This is a genomic window from Mycoplasmopsis ciconiae, from assembly GCF_036350065.1.
GTDB lineage: Bacteria > Bacillota_I > Bacilli_A > Mycoplasmatales > Metamycoplasmataceae > Mycoplasmopsis > Mycoplasmopsis ciconiae.
The window spans coordinates 45,081-63,267 of record NZ_JAZDWZ010000004.1 but is presented as its reverse complement, the minus strand read 5'-3'; the positions used below and the strand labels follow the sequence as shown (position 1 = coordinate 63,267).

The following is an 18,187-nucleotide window of genomic DNA, read 5'->3' as shown; positions in this document are numbered from 1 at the left end:
ATTATTATTTTGCTCCTGTTTTATAGTTAATATTTAAAAGTTTAGCTAAGTAATCAAAAATTGTTTGAGTGGCGTCGTTCTCACTTAAAGTATTACTTTCTTGTTTATTGTAATCAATAAATAATTTGGCATCTTTAAAGGCAAAATTGTAAATACTTGTATCTAATTTTCATTTATTGATTTTGTTTTGTAAATCTGTAAAGCTTTTTATACTTTGTTGTGATTTGTTTGCTTCTAAAAAGTTTGTATTAATATTTTTTAATTCAGTTATTTTTTCTTGATCATATTTTAAATAACTTACAAAAACATCATCATTTAACAACACATCTAAATCATAAGATTTAGAGCTAAAAGCTTTATCTATTATATTTAAAGTATTAAAGTTAAGTTTTTCGTTGTTAGCTGTGTTTTTTAAATCACTAATTAATAATTTTTTAAAGTCTTCAGAATTAATTGGTTGTTTTTTAACTAATGATAAACCTTGTGAATCAAGAATGACATATACATTGTCAATATCTTTAGCTCTATATGCTAAAGATATGTAATTAGATTCGTTTACATTAATATAAAAGATTTTTCTAATTAATGTATTTAATATTTTTTCAAATTCTTGATCACTTAAAGATGAAATGTAATTTTTAATAACAGTATTTAATTCAAAAACTAAATTACTTAATTCATTTACTTTTTGTGAATTATTTTCAACTTCGGATATTTTTTGTTTTAAGCTATCGATTTTGGCTTGTGTTTCGTCATTATAAGGGAAATTAAACAAGTCTAAAAAGTTTACACTTGGCAATCTGTTTTGATCATTTTCAAAAACATTAACATATGAACTTAAACTTATTGATTCTTCAGAATTTTGTACATATGAATTTGCGTCTAAAACTCCATATGAACCTAAGTTTTCTTTAACTTTATCAGAAGAATTGCTTAAAAGAGATAACATGGATTGGTATAAATCACTATATTCTTTAACCATACTTTGATCGTTTATAACTAACGATGACACAGACTTAATTTCTTTTAAATAATCAGAAACTTTAAATAAACTTAAATCCTTAATTGTGTATGAAACGTAATTAATATAAGAATTTTTGTTAACTTTAAAATCTCCTGTAATTGTCGAAGGTGCTTTAATATCAATTTTGAATTGTTCAGGAACAAAAAGTGTGTTTTGTTTTACGTATTCATCACTAAAAATATAAGCTTGGTCTCATAATTTAGGATCAAAACTTCTTGTTTTAAAAACATATACCTTATCACTATTAGGATCTAGGAAATAGTTTTTGTTTAATTCGAATTCAGGGAAAACTTTTGCGCCTTTAGCAAACAAAATTTCGCTTTGACCAGTCGATTGATTTCCGACTATTTTATCGTTTTCATCTGATTTGTAGATATTATTATTAGCACTTCTGTTTATTTGGTTAATATTTTTAAAAAATGAGTCTGAGGTTTTTTCTAAAGTAAATCTTCTTAAAGCGTCATTTTTAATAGCTTCAAGTGTTAAAAATTCAACCGCTTCTTCTTTTGTTTTAGATTTTCCAAATCTTTCACCTGCTAATTCTTCATTGAATTTAGTTTCTCAATTATCTAAACCATAAACACTTTTTAGATTTCTCTCAAGATCTAAAATAACACTTTCTTGTTTATTTTTAACCTCATCTAAAGTAGGTAGTGCAATATTTGTTTTTTTAGTTTCACTAGGTAAAAGAGAAGCGTTTCAAAGTAGTTCAAAATTCTTAGAAGCTTTAACTTCTTGTTCATAAAGATAATAAAGCGCTTGTTTATAAACATCTTCAATTTTTTGTGAATTTTGATTTTTACTTAAATTTAAATCATCTAATAACTCTTTAACTGAAATATCTTTTTTATTTGAGTCAGGTGAAGTGATGCTAATTATTTTTTGATCGTCCGCAATAGGTTCAACATATTTAACATTTTTGTTTGAAACAACTAAAGGAATAGTAATAGCTCCTGCTACACCAACAGCTAAAACTGCTAAAGTAATATAAGCTTTTATATTTCTTTTTTTAGACTTTGAAGTTGTGCTAACTTTTTTTTCATCGTGCTTAGCGTTTTTTTCTGATAATTTTTCAAAAAATGATTGTTTATTTTTTGCCATATTTACCTTTTTCTTTTTTTACGATATTTAAAATAATATTTTAAATTATAAACTATTTTTATCTATAATAATTAAATGAACCCATTTAAAATAATTTCAGATTTGACTAAAATTTTTAAAAAACATGGTATTCCTTATTCTATTTCAGGTAAGACACTAATATCGCTAAAAAACAAGGAATTAGACAAAATTTTTCCCTTAAAAACAGCTATTTCTGTCGTGGATTTTTTAGGACTTTATTATAAATATCCAGACAAATTTTTACTAAAAAGAGACTATATTAGTGATTCATTTTTGCCCTATTTTTTAGCTGAAAATAACACAAAAATATACATCCAATTACTTGTTAGTTCATCACAAAAAAACAGTAATTTAAGAGTTTTTGAATCTATTATTAAAGATGTAAAAAATATAAATGAAATCACTCATATAAAAAATACACAAGAGTTAGAAGTTTTATCTTTAGCCGAGGAAATTTATGATTCTAATGGTGAATTTTGAATCCTTATAGATGATGAACCATCAAACGAATTGCATAGAATCAATTACATTGATTTTAAAAATCCTAAAAAAATTATTGTTGATGAATATCAGTTTGATTATTGAAGCGAATTGCCTTATTAAATTAAAAAAAAGCCTGAAAAGGGCTTTTTTAATTAATAAAAAACATTAAATAAAATAAAAAAAGCGACTCCCTATTTTCACCTTTCGGCTATCGTCGGCACTAAGAGGCTTAACTACTGAGTTCGGAATGGAATCAGGTGAGCCCTCTCGCTATAGTCACTATTTTATGTCTTGTTAGGCTTGCTAACTAAGCTCTAATATTATATATGAAAAAGGAATTTTTTCATCTAAAATTTTAAAATTTTTATTTCCTATTTTCTGAGTATTAAATTCGTCTAAAATTTTAACATTTTTATAGTTTTTTTTAAGGGTAAAATCAAAATCATTACCAATTAAATATGTCGCAAAAACAAGTGTTTTTCCTTCTTTGTTTTTTCTTACATAAATTTGCCCGTCTGTCATAGCTGATTTTGGTGTTACTACACTTAAGGGTTCAACTATAGTTTCCGGGTCCATTTCACTTAAAAATGGATTATCTTTTCTTATTTGAATCAATTTTTTTGTAAAGTTGAATAAAGAATTTTTATCTTTTCTTTGTTCTTCGATGGTTTTTGTGTCTTGTGAATCACCTAAAACAATATGTGATGAATCTGGTCCACTTCTTCTTTCATAAAAATCTACAATTTTATTTTTATCTGATCAATTGAAAGCTTCTCTTACCTTATGATCACCTTTAGATTTAGGACCTCCATGCATTCCCAATTCATTACCATCATATAAAATAGGTTTACCTGGTTTGCTTAAAAGTATTAATAACATTTGTTTATAATGCATCAAAAGATGTTCAGGTTCATCACGATATCTTCCTTTTAAATTATTTATGAAACGTTCAACATCATGATTATCTAAAAATGGTAATCATAATCTGTTTTGATTATCTTTTGATAACTCACTTATAATATTTCTCTCAACATTATAACTAATATAACCAACATTATTATTTTTAAAATATTGTCCGTCTATAACTGTGTCTAAGGCTTTTTGGTTTTTATAGTTAAAATAAACTGATGCATCAAGTGTGTTGTTTCATCACTCACCAAACATTAAAACATCATCAGAACTTCTTTTCTCTTGTGGGTTAATTACAGACTTGGATGCGTTTCTTCAATTAGCAAATAGTTTAGCTGTTTCTGAAGCATCTTTTGTTGGTTCGTATTTGTTTCTAGATCCGTAAAAATGATAAAAAGCGTCATATCTAAAGCCATCCACACCTTTTTTAGTTCAGAATTTATGGATATTTTCTATTTCTTTATTTAATTCAGGGCTATCCAAATTTAAATCTGGCATACCTCCTCAAAATTCTGCTACATATGTTTTATTAGTGGGTTGTATGTTTTTATCAACATTGTAAAAAAGATCTCTTAAGTGTTTATCATCTTTACCATATGCGCTCAGGTTATTTAAATTAGAGTCGCTAAAAAATCTATAGTAATTTACATATGGCTCAACGCCTTGAAGAGCTTTTTGGAATCATGGATGTTCATAAGAAGTATGATTAAAAATCATATCCATAACTACTTTTATACCTTTTTTATGGGCTTCTTGGAGAAATTGATCAAACGCTTCCATACCTCCTAATTCAGGAGCTATGTCAGTATAATCTATAACATCATAACCATGATAAGAACTCGCTGGATGAATTGGTGATAAATATAATGTATCAATTCCTAAATCAACAAAATAATCTAAATTATTTTTTAAACCAATAAAATCTCCGATGTAATCTCCATTACCATCAGCGAAACTATAAACTGTTAATTGGTACATAACATTAGATTTAATATTGTCATTAAAAGGTGCAATAAATTTAGCATTTTTTGCTTCATCATCATAAGATAAATTATTTAAATTATTTTTCTTGATAATATCAACAAATTTGGGGTCATTTCAATTGCTTTTTTCGACTTTTGTGTTTGTATTACATGAGGCAGCTAATAATCCAGTACACATAATTGTGCTTAAGGGTGCCAAAATTTTAAAAATTTTCTTCTTCATATAATTAAATTTTATTATTTTAGGTTATTAATCCATTAATAATCAAATAATGTTGCCCGAGCAAGTAAGAAAATAACAAAAAAATACCAAATGAATTGGTATTTTTGGTTTTAATTATCTGTTTCGAATTTTTTAGAATATTTATATTTAAATCAATCTGTTTTCTTCAATTTATGAAGAGCTAATGTTTGACCTATTACTCATATAGAACCAAAAATTCAGTAAATTTGAACTCCGGCACTAAAAATAAGTGTGATGAATAAGAATACTATCATCATAATATTTTGAGTTTTTTCTGATTTTTTAAGTGCTTCAGACTCAGCAATTGTTGTACGTTGTTTCATACGTTTTTTGTTCAACAATTTTGGTAAAAACTGCGAAACAAACTGTAAACCAGCAGCAAAGAATAAAACAAAGAAATATGGTCACTCACCAGCAAACAATCTTCTTCATGAAACAGAGGCAAAGTTAATTGTTAATCAAACTGTTGATTTTATTTCGGGTACACCTTGAATAACTCTTCACATAGCAAAGAATATAGGCATAGCTAAAACAACAGAAGCAAATTGGTCTATAGGTTTAATATTGTGTTTTTTGTATAAATTAGAAATCTCTTGTTGTTTCTTAATTTTCATTTGTTTATTATTTTCAAAACCTTTGTATTTTGCTTCAATAACAGCTTTTTTAGTTTTTAAATCCTCTTGGATAGATTGAGACATTGTCCCTTTAAAAGATAAAGCAAGAGAAATAGCTTTAGTAACGATAACAGCAATAATAATAGAGATAATTGAAGCTCAACCATCTAAATTAGGCATTGCTTGTCTTGTACTTTGGATAAGAATGTTAAGTGGGTAAACTAACAATCCATAGAAAGGTCCTAACTCTCATGATTCACCTCATGAAGTAATAGCTTTTTGTGGCGAATCACCTTTTAAAGGTAAACCAAAAGGTGAATTTTGTGAATCTAAGAATTCAAATTTAAGAATTCTGTTTTTTGAAACATCACCTGAATATTGATCTTTTAGTTGATTAAGACCTTTAATTAATTCATCATTATTGTTTGCAAATTTTGCGTTAATTTCTTTTTGTTGGTATTGTAAAAACACACTAGGTGTAACAAAACCTGTAACGCTTGCATATGAATTAATTGTATTTAAATATTTTTCAATGATATTATATTGCGCTTGTGTAAGTGTAACTTCTGCGTTAATATCAGCTTTTAAAACATCATAAATATTTTGTTTAATAAATTCTGAAACACTTAAATTATTAAAGTATTTTTTAACATCTCATTTATAAACAGAATTATGTATTAATGTAACTAATAAATCATTTGCGTAAATAGCATTAGCTTTATTAATTTTATCTTGTTGATTTTGAATATTTGCATAGTCTTCTTTTGCAAAATTTATAGAATCAGCAAAACTTAATTCGTATAATCCACCTAAAAGCTCTTTAACTTGGCTAGTAGATTCTTGGTTAGAGTCTTTGACCTCTGCAATAACTGGATTAAATTTATATTGTTTTGTAGCTTCATCAAATTTAAATTGAGTGAAAATTGTATTACTTACGCCTTTAAATGCAGGAAGTGTTAATTGCCCTTTATTTTCATCTTTAAATGAAATATCTCCACCAAATACATATAATTTAGAATTTAAAAGATCTTCTAAAACTTGTTTTTGGTTGTGGTAAATACTTATATATTCTTCAGTGCTTTGTGCTTTAAATAAGTAGTTGTTATTAACATTGAAAATTTGATTTTCTTCAATGTTATTTAAACTAATTGAACTTGAAAAGCTACCGTATTTTCCGTATTCACCTTTTTGTGAAGCGGTTTGTTCTCTTAGTGCATTTAAAACATTTTTAGCGTTTTCGTAATCATTTCCAATGTAAATGTTTTTTTCTGGATTTAATTCGTAGGTAGACAAATCAATTTTCTCATCACTTTGTTGGTCAGCTTTAATTGTTTCTGTTTTTTCATCAAACACATTAACTTTAGGTGCTATAGCTTCTTTATCAAGATATAACTCTAAACCATTACCTACGTGTGATGATGTTGTAACTACAAATGACTGAACACAACCTGTTAAAGTTAATCCAAAAACAACAACGTATAAGAAAATTTTAATACTTTGTCAAATTTTCTTTAAACGTTCTTTTTTTTGTTCCTTTGGATCAAAACCTTTAGTGAAATAATCAAATTTATGTGATCTGTTGTTATTGTTTTTTTTCATTTTTTAACTTTTCTATCAATTTGCCAATTGCATTCTTTTTAACACTAAAATCAGTGTTTAAAAACTCTTTTCTGATAATGAAAACAAAATTGTATTTCAAATCAAAAACATCCAGTTCATTTAAAATAGAACGCATTTGTCTTTTGTAAAAATTTCTACCGACAGCCCCAGCAAATTTTTTAGGAACAGTAATTCCAGCTTTAAAAGATTTGCTTTTAGTGTAATAAACAATGATGTATTTGTTTACTAATTGAGAATTTGATTTTAGTAGCTTATCGAATTCTCAATTTTTCTTTAGTCGATATTGAGTTTTCATTATTTATCTGAAACAGTTAAGAATTTTCTACCTTTTGCTCTTCTAGCTGCTAAAACTTTTCTTCCATTAGCAGTTTTCATTCTTGCTCTAAATCCGTGAACTTTAGCGTGTTTACGTTTATTAGGTTGGTATGTTCTTTTGCTCATTTTTGCCTCCTTCTACTTTTAAATATAAAAATATTAATAAATAAGCTTTTATATTATAAATTATTTTTAAATTTTTATGTGGCTTTATTGAAGAGACAAAATAAATGTGTAATATTTACCAATATAACTGTTAAACAGTCATTTAAGTTAAAAAAATTTTTAAATTAATTATTGATATAAGAACTTATTAAGTGTTTTTGTGCTAAAAAAATGCTTTTAAATTAAACAAAAAAATAGGTTTTTTACCTATTTTTCAATAAATTAAAGTAATTTTTTTCCACCCATATATGGAACTAAAACTTCAGGTACACTTACGCTTCCATCTTCATTTTGATAGTTTTCTAAAATCGCCGCAACAACTCTATCAATAGCTAAACCTGAACCATTCATAGTGTGCGCATATTTAGTTTCACCGTCTTTTTTATATCTGATCATCGCTCTACGAGCTTGAAAATCACCCATGTAGCTAACACTTGAAACTTCTCTAAAACGCATTTCAGATGGTAATCATAATTCTAAATCGATTGTTTTTCTAGAACTAAATCCCATATCTCCTGTACATAAATAAACTTCTCTGTATGGAATTTCTAATTTTTCTAAAACATCTTTAGCATCTTCTAGCATTAAATTAAATTCATTTATTGCATCTTCTTCAGAAGTTATTTTAACTAATTCAACTTTTTTAAATTGATGTTGTCTTAAAATTCCTTTTGTATCTTTACCGCTACTTCCAGCTTCACTTCTAAAACATTCAGTAAAAGCTGTAATTCTTTGTGGTGAAGTTAAATCAACTATCTCGTTGTTAAAAATGTTTGTTAAAGGAACTTCGGCAGTTGGTATTAAATATAAATTTCAATTATTTATTTCAAATAAATCATCTTTAAATTTTGGTAATTGACCTGTACCATAAAGCATTTCGCTTTTAATTAAAACTGGCGGAGTAAATTCTTTATAACCTTTTGACTCGTGTAAATCTAACATAAAATTAATTAATGCTCTAACTAATTTTGATCCATTTTGTTTATATAAAACAAATCTTGAACCACTTAATTTTGCTGCTTTTTCAATATCAAAAAGACCTAATTTTTCACCTACAACATAATGTGGTTTAACATTTGAAACTAATCCTCTACCTAATTCTGAATGATACTTTAAAACAACATTCATGCTTTCATCTGGTCCAACAGGAACTTCATTTAAAGGTATATTAGGAATATTTAAAAGTAAATCATTCAATTCATTATTAACATTATCAGCTTTGTTTTGGAGTGAGATTTGCTCTTGTTTAATTACTGAAATTTGATTTTTAACTTCTTGTAATTTATCAGGATCATTTTTGAATTGAGCAAAAGATTTAGACATTTTTGAAAGTTCTGCTTTTTTATTTTGCGCTTCAAACATTAAATTACCTCTTAATTGAGCTAATTCATAAGCTTTTTCAAAAATTTGTAAATCGAAACCTCTATTTTTTAAACCTTCTTTAATTTCTTGTGGTTTTTCTAAAATATACTTAATATTTAACATATATGTCTCCGTTTTTATATTTATAAATTTTACATTATTAATTTATTAAAAATTAAATTAAATTATTATAATCATTAAGTAAATAAGCATTATAGGAGAATTTATGTTAAAGGATTATCAAGTAGTGGATTCTAAAGATATTGATTTATCTTTTGATTTTGAAATAGAGGAATTTACTTCTAGACATTTTGAGATCAAAATTAAAAAAACTTTGAGAGATTTACACTTTTCTAAAAGTTATTGTGAATGATTTATTGAAGATTTTTTAGATTTTCTAGCATCTAATAAATATCAATTAAGATGAGATGTTGAATACGTTCACTTCAATAGCGCTAAAAATTTAAATTTATCACAAAAAGACTTTGAAATTTTAAAAGATTTTTTAGAAAACAAAGTTATGAATTTTGATATTAAGATTGACTTATAATACTATAAAACAATAAAAAAAGAACAAATTAAATTTGTTCTTTTTTTATTCATTTGCTAATAAATAATAAAAATTAGTTGTTGTTTCTTCACTAAATTGTTTTTGATAGTTTATTGTTGTTAAATAATAATTACTATCACCTATTAATGATAAATTCTTTTTTGGCCTACTTACAGCTGTATAAATTAATTTTTGATTTAACATCAAACTAAATTCATCAATAAAAGGCATAATGACACAATCAATTTCACTACCTTGGAATTTATGAACACTAATACTATAAGCTAAATTCAGTTGTGTTTTTAATTCCGTTTCTGTATATAAAACCTTTCTAAGTTCACCATTAAGTGATTCAAATTCAACTAAAAATCTTTTTTTAGCAACACCTGTTTTGGGATTTGTTTCACAAGAAACACCTCTTAAATAACCCATATCACCATTAAAAACATTATCTTCGTATCTGTTTTCTACTTGAATAACTTTGTCGTTGATTTTGAATTTTATTTCGCTATTACCGTCTTTTTTAGTTGCTAACAATTCAGAGTTAGGATTATAAGAATCTTGAATAATTTCATTAATTTTATTTATTCCATTTAAACTACGATACATCGGACATAAAACTACAACATTATCAACGCCATATTCGTCAATTTTACTTAAATATAAATCCTTTAAATTTTCTAATAAAAATGTGTGATCAGTATTTTTAAATTCAACTATTTTTTGGTCAATGAAAGGAATTTCATTAGGTTCAATAACAGCTTTAAAATGGTTAAAAATTTCAACAAATTCACTTCTGTGCGTTTTTGTTAAGTAATTAACAGGGAATTGCTTACTTTTTATGATATCAGCCAAAAGGTTTCCTACACCAATAGATGGAAGTTGGTGCGAATCACCTATTAAAATGATTTTTTCTAATTTATTTAAAACTAACATTAATTTAAAAAATATATTTAAATTAACCATACTAAACTCGTCAATAATCAATATTTTTATTGAATCAAAAGCATCATAATCAAAGAACAATTCACCATCATCATCATTTATTTTTAAAAAAGAGTGGATAGTTTTTGAGTTGTGGTTTGTTTTTATACTTATGTTACTTGCTGCTCTACCTGTAGGAGCTAAAATAACATAATCTTTTTCGTTTTTTAAATCATTTTCATCAAAAGTTTCAGCCAATGTTTTGATTAAAAAAGTTTTACCACTACCAGGCATCCCTGATACAACAGTAACATTATTTTTTAAACACGAATGAAAAGCTTCAATTTGATCTTCGTCTAATTTATCTATTAAATAGTTGTTTAAGGTAAATTTTGTTTTTTTAGAGTTTTTAATTGAAATAAGTTTTTTAGCAATGAAATCTTCTTTTTCTCAAATTTCTACCAACGATAAATAAAGTCCACTTTTATCATTAAATCACTTGATAACTTCTTTGTTGGCTCCATAAATTAATAAATCTGAATACTCTTCATCACTAATTAAAATTAATTTATTTAGTTCGTTTCTGACATATTTGTTTCTAAATAAAGAATCGTTAGAAAATTCACGTGTGTTTTCCAAATTTCTTAAACTAACAACAAGTAAAAATAATTTTCTGTTAATACTATCTCTGCTATATTCTAAAACATCAGCCAATTTTTGAACATCTTCAAATTTCACTTTTCTGTTGTAAATAAAATATAAATAAGGATCATTCAATTTAAAAAAGTCAAAAATCGAAACATCTCTTAAGTCTTTATTTTTTTTGATTTGTTCAAGAAAAGGATATAAATCGTTTTCAATAGCAATTTTTTCTTCTTCTAAAAAACTCAAATTATTTTTTATTATTTTTAAATCATTTTCGCTAATTGAGTCAACCAATGACTTTTTGTTGCTTTTAACATCTTTATAAAATTGATCTTGATCGTTCTCGTAAATATTTTTTAAATAATTGATTGTTACTTTATTAAGTTTTTGCTTTTTTAAAAAAGCAAAAATATCTTGTTTTTTTGATTTGTTTTTTTCGTAAGAAATTAACTCAAAACTTTTGCTTGTAAAATTTCTGCTTGTACTTTCTTTTAATTGAACATCATATTCAGTATATAGATTAGGCAAAGGTTGAATTTTACAATAAACAAGATATGTTTCTTTTTTAGTTTCTACCCTACTAGGAGAAAAAGTATATAGACCTCATTTAGCTGAGGCGCCACCTTTAATTAATTTTGTAAATTTACCACTAACTGACTTAATCATATTTTAAAAGTATACCACCATAATTTTTTATATAAAAGGTTTTATTTAAATTAAATTTTTTTGATATTTTCATGTGTAAAAGATGTGGATAACTAAGGATAAAAAATTAAAATTAATTTATTTTTTATCAATGTTAATAAATACTAAAACATCAATAAAATAGATAATTTGGTTGTTAATAAAGTTGTGGATAAAATGTTAATAACTTATTTTTATAAATAGTTATTTTTTATATGTTAATAATTTAATAAAATTACATATATGTATAGTGATTTACAAAACAAAAATCTGTTAAATAAATTCAAAAAAGAATTAAATATTGAACTTAATGATTCGATGATTTTTAAAACTTTTTTTAATAAATGCCAATTAATTGATTTAAAAGATAATATACTAACTATTTACTTACCTTTAGCATTTAATTTATTCAAAAGTTTTAATAAAAAAGAGTATGAAACTCAAATTAAAAACGCTATTTTTAATACTTTTGAACAAAAATATGATTTTGAATTAACAAATAAAGATGAAAATAACCAAATAAATCAAAGTGATTTTGAAAATACTAAAAATATTCGTGAAATTCCTATAAATATTATTGAATTTCCTAATTTAAAGGATTTTAAAATTAATTTAGATGAACCAAAACTCAAAAAGGCGACAAAATCTAAAAAATTAAGTGATTCTTTAACAAAAAATAATGATTCTTCGCAAAAAATCACTTTTGAAAATCTTATTAAATCTAATTTTAATTATGAAGCTATTGAAATGGCTAGAGCTTTATCATTAAATTTACTAAACGCAAACCCTTTATATATATCAGGAAGCTCAGGAAATGGTAAAACACAAATATTATTAGCACTAAAAAATCATTTCACAAAAAACAATCACGAAAGTTATCTATTAAATTCAAATAATTTTTTTAGAGATGTTGTTGTGCTTTTGGCTGACAATAATCAAGAAAAGTTAATTAAAATGTACAATGGTTTATCAAGTGTTGAACTTTTAATAATTGATGATTTTCAAATTTTTACAAAAGGTAATAAAAAATCTTCAGTAGATTTTCTTTTCCAAATAATAGATGAGAGAATAACAAAAAATAAACCAACAGTAATCGCATGTGAATTACCATTAGAAAAAATAAAAAATTATTTTGATAACCGCGTAATAACTAGATTAGCTGGGGGAATACAAACAAGTATAAAAAACCCTAATAATAATGATTTTTTATTCATTTTAAATCATTTATTAGATATTAACGGAATAAATAATGAATTATTAGATAAAGAAACCAAAGATTTTATCATAAGAAATCACAAACAATCAATAAGCACACTTCAAGGTTCTATAAATAGGTTAAGTTACTATAAAAAAGAAATAAAAGAAACTAAAAATGTACATAATTTAGTTATGAATATCTTCAAGGATGTTGTAAAAGATAAAAAAAATATAACCCCTGAAATGGTTATAGAAACAATATCTAAATATTATAAAATATCTAAAAAAGAGATATTAGGAAAATCAAGAAAAAAAGAAATTGTTTTATCTAGACACATCGCAATTGTTCTTTTGAGAAATCATTTAAATATGACCTTAACACAAATAGGAACATTTTTTAATAGAGATCACACAACAATTTTAAGTGCCCTTAAAAAAATAGATTCATTAAAAAATGACACATCTATAAATAGAACTCTTAAATTCTTTGAAGAAGAATTATATAGGATGAAATAAACATAAATTAACATTTTAAATTTTTAAAACTTTTAATCAAAAAGTTAAAAAATAAATAAAATTTAAGTATAAATATAACTTTTTTATACTTATCCACATATCCACAAAAATTATTATTAATTAAGAAAAAGAGGTTGTTATGGTATTGCAAATTGAAAAAAGTATTTTAGATAAAAGTATTGAATTTATGAGTAAATATGTTGACTCAATAAATGCTTTTATTCCTTTTAGATGTTTAAAATTTGATGTTACATATCAATCAATAACAATAACAGCATCTAACGGGATAATATCAGCAAAAAAAACAATTTTAGTTAATGATTTAAATACTAAAATTGAAAAAGAAGGTGAATTTTTAATTAACTGTGCGTATTTTAAAAATATTATTAAAAAGTTAGATAAAACTATTAATATTATTGTCGATGAAAATAAAATATTAATTAAAGATTCTTCAAGTGAATATAAATTAAATAAGATTAATCATGTTTATCCTTTAATTAATTTCAATATTTCAGAAAATAATTTTAAAGTTAATTTTGATAAGTTAGATTCAGCAATAAAAGATGTTTGTGTAGCTGCTGGTGATGATAATTCAGGATTAATGTTAAGATGTATTAATTTAAGTTGTAAAGACAATAAAATAATTTTAGTCGCTTCTGATGGATATAGATTAAGCACTGAATTTATCGAAATTGAAAAAAATTTAAAATTCAATTTTTCTATAAATAATAGAAATTTAAAAAGTATGATTCAAAAAACTAACGAAGAAGAAGTAGAATTATTTTATGATGATAATAAATTAGGTGTTATATATAAAGACACAATTATTCAATCATTATTAGTTGATATTCCTTATACAGATGTAAGCGGATTATTTCCTAAAGAATTTTCAAGAAAAATAGTTATAAATAAAAATGTTCTTTTAAATTTAATTAATAAAGTTGTTTTTGTTAACCAAGAAAAAGCAAATAATAGATTACAATTTAAGATAAATAAGAACGAATTAAAGCTTATTTATGAAGTTAGTGAAGTAGGTATAAGTCAAGCTTCAACTAGCGATTTTCACTTAGAAGGTGATTCTATAGAAATTGATTTTAATTATAATTTTGTTAAAGATGCTATAAATATATACGGTGATGATGATATTAATTTATTAATTAATAATGAAGGTGTTATTATGTTAATTGTTAGTGAAAATAATAAAAATAATAAACAATTAATTACCGCTTTAAGAAGATATTAATATTAGGAGTTTTATGATCATAAAAATTAAAGGTGATTCAATTAAAGTTGGTCAATTCTTAAAAAAAGTTAATGAAACTGAAACAGGTGGGCAAAGTAAAAAATTCATTAAAAATAATGAAGTAAAAGTTAATGGAAAACTTGTAGAAGGTAGAAGTAGCAAAATAAGAATAGGTGATATTGTATGAGTTAATGACTCATTATTTAAAATTGAAGGAGAAGATAATTAGTGCTAAAATAGCACTAATTTTATTATATGAATGACAATATTGCAGCTATAAGTAGTGGTTATAATTCAAATCAAGCTATTAGCATTGTTAGAGTTTGTGGACCTGATGCTTTAGAAATAGTTAATAAAATATTCAAAGGACAAAAAGCTAAAGATAGAAGCATAAGTTATGGACATATTTACGATAAAGATAAATTAATTGATGAAGTTTTAGTAATGTGATTTATAGGTTCTTTAGAAAATAATAAAATTGTTTATCACAATTATGTTGGAGAACCTTTAGTTGAAATTAATTGCCATGGTGGAGTTGTTGTAACTAATTTAATATTAGAATTATTATTAAGAAATGGTGCTAGGTTAGCTCAACCAGGTGAATTTACCAGAAGAGCTTTTTTAAACGGAAAAATGGATTTAATAAAAGCTGAAGCTATCCATGATTTAATATTTGCCAAAACAAATAAACAAGCACAAGCTAGTGTAAATCGTTTTAAAGGAAAAACAGCTGATTTAATTGATAATTTATCAAATAAACTAGCATATTTAATTGGTTTGTGTGAAGTTAATATTGATTACCCTGAATATAATGATATTGAAGTTATAACTGATGAAGATATAAAACCTAAAATTAAAGATTTAATCAAAGAATTAAAAGAAATAATTAGAGTTTCTGAAAATTCTAAATATATCTTTGAAGGCGTAAATACAGCTATTTTAGGAAAACCTAACGTTGGAAAAAGCAGCTTATTAAACGCGTTATTAAATGATGATAAAGCTATTGTTACAGATATAGCAGGGACTACAAGGGATATAATTGAAGCTTCTTATCAAGTAGATGGAATTTTATTTAAATTAATAGATACAGCCGGCTTAAGAAAAAGTGACGAGAAAATTGAAAATATTGGTATAGAAAAATCACTTAAACAAATAGAAAAAGCTCAACTTATAATTCATGTTATTGATCCTACTCAACAAAACAACGAATACGACGAATTAATCGCTAATGAAGCAAAAAAATATAATAAAAAATATATAAAAGTTATAAATAAAAAAGATTTAATAATTGACCAAAAAAACTGTGAAACAGACGAATACATATATACATCAGCTATAAATAATGATATTAAAGAACTTGAAAATAAATTAATAAAAGAATATTCAAACATCGATATTGATGACGATAAAATAATGTCAAATACTAGACAAATATCACTTGTTAAAAGTGCGTTAGATAGTTTAGAAAATGCCATTGAAGCTTTAGATAATTATCTTAGTTTTGATGTAATTATTGTTGATATTAATGAAGCTTGAGAATCATTACAAAATATCAAAGGTAAAGTAAATAGAGAAGATTTACTCGATGTTATGTTTAAGAATTTTTGCCTCGGTAAATAACTTATTTTCATCTTTTTAAGCATTTAAATTTAAAATGTTATAATAAATTAGCATTTATATAAATATAATTTATATATTTTAAAAAGGATTTAACTGGAATTATGAAATATAAAAGAATATTAATTAAACTCTCAGGTGAAGGGTTAGTAAATAAAGAAAAAAAATTAGCTATTGATTATGAATTAGTTTCTAATATTGCCAGACAACTTAAAGAAATAGTCAGCGAAGGTGTTCAAGTTTCTATTGTTATTGGTGGTGGTAATTTCTGAAGAGGAGCTAGCGCTGAAAAAAACGGAATACCTAGAAATAGAGCTGATTATATAGGTATGTTAGCAACAATTATGAATGGATTAGCTTTGCAAAGTGGATTTGAAGCTGCAGGTTTAAAAGCAAGAGTTCAAAGTTCAATCAATATTGATGCTAAAGTTGCTGAAAATTATGTTAATGAAAAAGCTATAAAATACTTAAATGATGGTGAAGTAGTTATATTTGTTGGTGGTACTGGAAGACCTTATTTTACAACTGATACAGCTGCTACACTTTATGCTTCAGAAATTAATGCTGAAGTTATTTTGATGGGTAAAAATAAAGTTGAAGGAATTTATGATTCTGATCCAAAATTAAATCCTAATGCACATCGTTTTGAAAAAATAACTTATGATGAAATTTTAGAGAGAAAATTACAAGTTATGGATCTTACTGCCACAAGCATGGCAAGAGATAATAATATATCGTTAGTTGTTTTTAATATAGCTGAAGAAAATGCTATTTTAAGAGCAATAAAAGGAACTATTAAACATACAGAGGTTACTAAATAATGGAATTAGATATTTATATTTTAGAGTTACAAGATCAAAGTGAAAAAGCAATTAATCATTTTAAATTTGAATTATCAAAAATTTCTACCGGAAGAGCTAATCCTCAGATAATTAAAGGTGTTAGAGTTGATTATTATGGAATTTCAACACCTTTAGAAGAATTAGCAAACATCAGTGTTCCAGAACCTCAACAATTATTAGTTAAACCATATGATATTTCAAGTGTTAAAGATTGTGTAAAAGCTTTAACTAATGCTAATTTAGGAATTATGCCTGTTGATGAAGGACATCAAATTAGATTAACATTCCCACCTTTAACAACCGATAGAAGAAGAGAAATGGTTAAAAATCTTTCTAAGTACACAGAAGCTGCTAAAGTTGGTGTTAGAAACGCAAGACAAGACGTTAATAAACAAATCAAAAATGATGATGAATTAACAGAAGATGAACAAAAAAGATATTTAGATATCATTCAAAAAGAAGTAGACAAATTAGTTGAAAAAATCAACGTTCTTACAAAAGAAAAAGAAAATGAATTAATGAACTTTTAAAAAAAGTTCGTTTTTTATTTAAGTATAAAATGGAGAAATAATGAGATTAATAGTTGGTTTAGGAAACCCAGGAGAACAATATAAATTCACAAGACATAATGTCGGTTTTTTAGTAATAGATAAAATAACTAAAAAATTAAATATTAATTTAACTAAAAATAAGTTTAATGGTGAATTTGAAAAAGTAGATGATTTAATAATCGCAAAACCACTAACATATATGAATAAATCAGGAGAATTTATTCAAAGTTTGTGTAATTTTTACAAAATATCATGAGATGATGTTTTAGTTATACATGATGAAAAAGATTTTAATGTTGGTCAAGCGTCAATCAAAATTGGTGGAAGTGATGCGGGTCATAATGGTATCAAAAGTGTTACACAGTGCTTAAATAACCCTAATTACAAACGTATTCGTATTGGAATAGGAAAAAGTAATGTCGTTCCATTAAAAGATTATGTTTTACAAAATTTTTCAACTGAAGAAATGAAAGTTTTAGAACCTGTTTTAGATTTAGCTGCAGAAGCTGCAATTAGTTTTGCTTTTAATGATATTAATACAGTAATGAATTCTTTTAATCAACTAAGAAAAAAATAA

General features: G+C 24.9%; 16 protein-coding genes and 1 rRNA gene. 9 read left to right on the top strand and 8 right to left on the bottom strand.

The window, feature by feature from the left end:
* Positions 1-4 precede the first annotated feature (4 nt).
* On the bottom strand, positions 5-2,125 hold the full coding sequence (locus V2E24_RS01625; protein ID WP_330500688.1) for a HinT-interacting membrane complex protein P80: 2,121 nt from the start codon (positions 2,123-2,125) through the stop codon (positions 5-7).
* Positions 2,126-2,200: 75 nt separating this feature from the next.
* On the opposite strand from V2E24_RS01625, the gene V2E24_RS01620 reads away from it, so the two are divergent.
* Positions 2,201-2,749 (top strand): hypothetical protein, encoded by a 549-nt coding sequence (locus V2E24_RS01620; RefSeq protein ID WP_330500687.1) that lies wholly within the window; start codon positions 2,201-2,203, stop codon positions 2,747-2,749.
* Between the two features lie 58 nt (positions 2,750-2,807).
* Here V2E24_RS01620 and rrf read toward each other — a convergent pair.
* From rrf to serS, 6 genes are all read right to left on the bottom strand, one after another.
* Positions 2,808-2,913: ribosomal RNA gene (gene rrf, locus V2E24_RS01615) — 5S ribosomal RNA — on the bottom strand.
* Positions 2,914-2,932: 19 nt separating this feature from the next.
* Positions 2,933-4,744, bottom strand: a complete 1,812-nt coding sequence (locus V2E24_RS01610; RefSeq protein ID WP_330500686.1) for an alpha-amylase family glycosyl hydrolase — start codon at positions 4,742-4,744, stop codon at positions 2,933-2,935.
* Positions 4,745-4,854: 110 nt separating this feature from the next.
* The gene (yidC, locus tag V2E24_RS01605; protein ID WP_330500685.1) at positions 4,855-6,978 is read right to left on the bottom strand and encodes a membrane protein insertase YidC; all 2,124 of its coding nucleotides are present in this window, start codon (positions 6,976-6,978) and stop codon (positions 4,855-4,857) included.
* On the bottom strand, positions 6,962-7,294 hold the full coding sequence (gene rnpA, locus V2E24_RS01600; RefSeq protein WP_330500684.1) for a ribonuclease P protein component: 333 nt from the start codon (positions 7,292-7,294) through the stop codon (positions 6,962-6,964). Before rnpA ends, yidC begins: the two co-directional genes overlap by 17 nt.
* Positions 7,294-7,440, bottom strand: a complete 147-nt coding sequence (gene rpmH / locus V2E24_RS01595) for a 50S ribosomal protein L34 (protein ID WP_330500683.1) — start codon at positions 7,438-7,440, stop codon at positions 7,294-7,296. The genes rnpA and rpmH overlap by 1 nt, the downstream gene beginning before the upstream one ends.
* A gap of 261 nt (positions 7,441-7,701) precedes the next feature.
* The gene (serS, locus tag V2E24_RS01590; RefSeq protein WP_330500682.1) at positions 7,702-8,964 is read right to left on the bottom strand and encodes a serine--tRNA ligase; all 1,263 of its coding nucleotides are present in this window, start codon (positions 8,962-8,964) and stop codon (positions 7,702-7,704) included.
* A 103-nt stretch (positions 8,965-9,067) separates the two neighbouring features.
* On the opposite strand from serS, the gene V2E24_RS01585 reads away from it, so the two are divergent.
* Complete coding sequence (locus tag V2E24_RS01585) at positions 9,068-9,391, top strand: hypothetical protein (RefSeq protein WP_330500681.1); 324 nt, start codon at positions 9,068-9,070, stop codon at positions 9,389-9,391.
* A 45-nt stretch (positions 9,392-9,436) separates the two neighbouring features.
* On the opposite strand, the gene V2E24_RS01580 is transcribed toward V2E24_RS01585, so the two are convergent.
* Positions 9,437-11,626 (bottom strand): ATP-dependent DNA helicase, encoded by a 2,190-nt coding sequence (locus V2E24_RS01580; RefSeq protein WP_330500680.1) that lies wholly within the window; start codon positions 11,624-11,626, stop codon positions 9,437-9,439.
* A gap of 261 nt (positions 11,627-11,887) precedes the next feature.
* Between V2E24_RS01580 and V2E24_RS01575 the strand changes: the two genes are divergently transcribed.
* The 7 genes from V2E24_RS01575 (at position 11,888) to pth (ending at position 18,187) form a co-directional block, all read left to right on the top strand.
* Entirely contained in the window at positions 11,888-13,357 is a 1,470-nt protein-coding gene (locus V2E24_RS01575) for a helix-turn-helix domain-containing protein (protein ID WP_330500679.1), read from the top strand.
* Positions 13,358-13,496: 139 nt separating this feature from the next.
* Positions 13,497-14,600 carry a DNA polymerase III subunit beta gene (gene dnaN, locus V2E24_RS01570; RefSeq protein WP_330500678.1) on the top strand — a complete coding sequence of 368 codons (1,104 nt, stop codon included), beginning with the start codon at positions 13,497-13,499 and terminating at the stop codon, positions 14,598-14,600.
* A 13-nt stretch (positions 14,601-14,613) separates the two neighbouring features.
* Positions 14,614-14,829: an RNA-binding S4 domain-containing protein gene (locus V2E24_RS01565; RefSeq protein ID WP_330500677.1), complete on the top strand. Its 216-nt coding sequence runs from the start codon at positions 14,614-14,616 to the stop codon at positions 14,827-14,829.
* 26 nt (positions 14,830-14,855) lie between these two features.
* A complete protein-coding gene (gene mnmE, locus V2E24_RS01560) occupies positions 14,856-16,220 on the top strand; it encodes a tRNA uridine-5-carboxymethylaminomethyl(34) synthesis GTPase MnmE (RefSeq protein ID WP_330500676.1) in 1,365 nt (454 codons plus the stop codon).
* 98 nt (positions 16,221-16,318) lie between these two features.
* On the top strand, positions 16,319-17,038 hold the full coding sequence (gene pyrH / locus V2E24_RS01555; protein ID WP_330500705.1) for a UMP kinase: 720 nt from the start codon (positions 16,319-16,321) through the stop codon (positions 17,036-17,038).
* A complete protein-coding gene (frr, locus tag V2E24_RS01550) occupies positions 17,038-17,589 on the top strand; it encodes a ribosome recycling factor (RefSeq protein ID WP_330500675.1) in 552 nt (183 codons plus the stop codon). Before pyrH ends, frr begins: the two co-directional genes overlap by 1 nt.
* A 40-nt stretch (positions 17,590-17,629) precedes the next feature.
* Positions 17,630-18,187, top strand: coding sequence for an aminoacyl-tRNA hydrolase (gene pth, locus V2E24_RS01545; protein WP_330500674.1), 558 nt, complete (start codon positions 17,630-17,632; stop codon positions 18,185-18,187).